This is a genomic window from Mesobacillus sp. (assembly GCF_049588175.1).
GTDB lineage: Bacteria > Bacillota > Bacilli > Bacillales > Cytobacillaceae > Mesobacillus.
This window is the reverse complement of sequence record NZ_JBAVFI010000330.1, coordinates 1-2,992: the sequence shown is the minus strand read 5'-3', so window position 1 is coordinate 2,992 and position 2,992 is coordinate 1. Positions and strand designations below refer to the sequence as shown.

Here is a 2,992-nt window from a genome sequence, read left to right as displayed (position 1 = left end):
ACTTACGGGAGTTGGAGATGCAACTATTTGGGTCAATTTGGTATTGATTTTAAGCCAGTGGTTTAAAGGAAATGAATTTGTTAGATTGATTGGTTTCGCGGGAATGACAGGAAGTCTTGGATTCCTTCTCGCGACAGTTCCTTTCTCTGCTTGGATTGACTTATTTGGCTGGAGAGCAGCCTTTTTTTCCGCGGGCGTAGCGTTATGTTTATCCGGAATTCTTCTTTATATTGTACTGGTAAAGAAACCAAGACAGCTCTTTCATAATGAATCGGTAACTGTTAAAGATGAAATTCAACGTCAAAACATTTCGATGTTATTGCAAAGAATCGTTTTGGATCGGCAGGCATGGGCTTTATTCTTCTGTCATTTTGGGGTTGTTGGCGGCTATGTGGGCTTTATTAGTTCATGGGCAGTGCCCTATGGGATGACTATGTATGATATGACACGATCAGATGCCAGTCAACTTATAATGGTTGGTCTTATTGGGGCACTTATAGGGGCCCCACTAACCAGTTGGATTGCAAGTCGGCTTGAAACAATTAAGCGTCCTTATGTCATTGTACATTTTATTACTTTAACAAGCTGGTCTGCTTTCCTTGTATTCAAAGGGAATCCGCCATTTTTCATGCTCGGTATGCTATTCTTTATCATCGGCTTTGGATTTGGAGCAAGCGCCTTAACTTTTGCTGTCGTTCGTCAATCCTTTTCCATTAGAGAATCTGGCTTTGTATCTGGTTTTGCGAATACTGGTGGATTTCTAAGTGCTGTTTTACTCCCAGGATTTTTTGGAAAAGTATTGGATCATTTTCAATCTGTTTCAGGCAGTATGAGTGGAGGCTATTTTTATGGATTCATCATTCCAGTCATCTTTTCTCTAATTGGCTTGTTTGGAGTGATGTCTATTAAGGAAATGCGTCAGCCTGAATCGGTAGAACTAGAATCCTCCCGTCTAAAATAAAGAAAAGATGCATTCTTTTTTCGTTAGAAGCATAGGGACGTACCTTATGCTCCCAGAAAAGAAGCACTGGGTACGTCCCTATGCTTCTGGCAACAACAAAACACGAACGTTCACAACAATAGCTTCCTTTATCGTTCACCCTTTGTATTGCATCCTGCTTAGAAGTTTGCTATATTAGCAAAGTAATAAACTTAATCGCAACACTTGTATATGCTCGGTAATATGGTCTGAGCGTCTCTACCTGGTTCCCGTTTAAAGAACCGGACTACAAGTTGAAGTAGTGTTTCAGTGTTTCGCGCCGTGGCACTTAATAATTTGGATCATTTTCGTAATGCCAAATTAGGATAACTTTGACTTTTGTAGGCCTAGAAGGTAGAGATTACTCTGCATTCTAGGCCTTTTCATTTGACAATTTATCGAGTAAAACCAACTTGAGAGAGGGAGAGATTTACTTGAAAAACAAAATTTTTAACAAAACAGCAGCAATAGGAGCTATCATTCTCCTTGTATTAACCGTCATCTCGGGCTGCAGCAGCTCATCGCTTACCTCTACATTTGAAACAAAGGCTGAAAGTGCCCAGAGGCCGATCATTATTCAGGGGCCGATGCCGATTGAGGCTGAAAAATTCGCAGGTAAACTGGACAATGTCAAAGAAGAAACTTCAGGTTCTTTCGTTTTTTATAAAGGCACGCTTGATAAATATCCAGTGATCGTTGTGAAAACGGGCAAAGGGATGGAAAATACTGCAGCCTCCACTGCTATTGCAATTGAGAGATACAACCCGATCGCCATCATCAATCAGCGACATCGGGACGGTTCTACCGTCTCTTCAGGAGCACAGGGACGTACCCTGTGCTCCTTCTCTAGTGGTTAACGGAAAAGAAGCATTAGATACGTCCCCGTGCTTCGGGGCAGCCAAGCGCGTCCTCCACTGTAAATCGCTTGTAATAAATAAAAGTAAAAAGGACGGTTCTTCTGCATCCTTCTGCAAAAGAACCGTCCTTTTGTTTAAAGGAACGCCTCAGCCAATAATGTGTAGGTTGTAATTTTGTCCTGAAAGTTATATACATTGTTGATAATCATGAATTCCTCAGTCTTGTACATTTCACTCAATCTAAGAATTTCATCCTTAACCATTTGGGGTGTACCAATAATCATGCGTTTTCGATTTTCCTGTATCTTCTTTCGTTCATCTTTTGTTAAGGGTATGTTTTTGGCCTCTTCGACGGCAGGGATCCTCGTGTCTCCACCCTTTTCAACTGATAACAGCCACATATCCTGGCTTAGGGCGATTTCTTCAGCTTTTTCCTGTGTTGGGGCACAAACAACAAACACACATACATTTACTTTAGGCTTTGCAAGCATTGGCGAGGGCTGAAAGTTTTTATAGTAATAGTCCAGGGCCTGTTCTCCATTAACCGGAGTGATAAAATGTCCATAAGTAAAAGCTGTACCACTTTCTGCGGCCAGCCTTGCCCCCCGATGTGTAATCCCTAAAAGCCACACTTCCGGTATGCTGCCTGTCACAGGAAAGGCATTGACATCATGGTAAGGGTGGTCTATGGGTAAATGGTTCACTAAAAAGCCTTGCAGATCCTTAACCTGCCGGGGGAATTCATTCAGGCTTTTCCTTAATCCATCTGTGAGGGCCAATCGGGTTGTAGCGGAACCGCCTGGTGAACGCCCAATTCCTGCATCAATACGGTTCGGAAACAAGGCTTCTAATAGCTTGAAGTTTTCAGCAATCTTATAGGGGCTGTACTGAGGAAGCAAAACACCGCCCGAACCTACACGGATTTTCCTAGTATTTGAAGCTATATGAGAAATCAGGACCTCTGGAGAGGACCCTGCTATTCCATTCGTATTATGATGTTCCGCTACCCAAAAACGAGTGTAGCCCAGGTCTTCAGTCAGTTGAGCCAGTTTTACTGTTTTTTGTAAAGCGGTGCTTGCCGAGTCCCCTTTACTTATGACTGATTGATCAAGAACGCTTAATTTCAATAGGTAAACCTCCACAGTTAAACAGGTAT

General features: G+C 42.3%; 2 protein-coding genes, 1 pseudogene and 1 riboswitch. Of the genes and pseudogenes, 2 read left to right on the top strand and 1 reads right to left on the bottom strand.

The features are described from left to right. Window positions 1-961, top strand: a 961-nt coding sequence (locus tag WB217_RS08080) for an MFS transporter (protein ID WP_423992316.1), incomplete at its 5' end; no start/stop codon positions are given. Window positions 962-1,145: 184 nt separating this feature from the next. Then, a riboswitch (purine riboswitch) is annotated at window positions 1,146-1,249 on the top strand. A gap of 230 nt (window positions 1,250-1,479) precedes the next feature. Continuing rightward, window positions 1,480-1,764, top strand: a pseudogene (locus WB217_RS08075) (5'-methylthioadenosine nucleosidase); the annotation flags it as partial. A gap of 206 nt (window positions 1,765-1,970) precedes the next feature. Here the strand turns inward: WB217_RS08075 and WB217_RS08070 are convergent. Further along, window positions 1,971-2,963 (bottom strand): LLM class flavin-dependent oxidoreductase, encoded by a 993-nt coding sequence (locus tag WB217_RS08070; protein WP_423992314.1) that lies wholly within the window; start codon window positions 2,961-2,963, stop codon window positions 1,971-1,973. Between the last annotated feature and the right edge of the window lie 29 nt (window positions 2,964-2,992).